Source organism: Streptomyces sp. L-9-10 (assembly GCF_004151105.1).
In the GTDB taxonomy this organism is placed as follows: Bacteria; Actinomycetota; Actinomycetes; order Streptomycetales; family Streptomycetaceae; genus Streptomyces.
The window spans coordinates 1-240 of sequence record NZ_PHRF01000092.1 but is presented as its reverse complement, the minus strand read 5'-3'; the positions used below and the strand labels follow the sequence as shown (position 1 = coordinate 240).

Annotated in this window: 1 pseudogene; it reads left to right on the top strand. The window is 70.4% G+C overall.

Annotation, left to right across the window (positions count from 1 at the left end):
• Positions 1-240: pseudogene (locus CU044_RS21300) on the top strand (2-oxoacid:ferredoxin oxidoreductase subunit beta); the annotation flags it as partial.

Below are 240 nucleotides of genomic sequence, written 5' to 3'. Positions count from 1 at the left end.
CGACGGCCGCAAAGGCGTGGTCCGCGACCCCGCCACCGGCGACCTCCACGTCGTCACCGTCACACCCGACAACGCATCCCAGATCCTCGTCCACGACGCCCACACCACCAGCCCCACCACCGCCTTCGCACTCTCCCGCCTCGCCGACCCCGACACCCTCCACCACACCCCCATCGGAGTACTGCGCAGCGTCGAGCGTCCCGTCTACGACACCCTGATGTCGGACCAGCTGGACGCGGC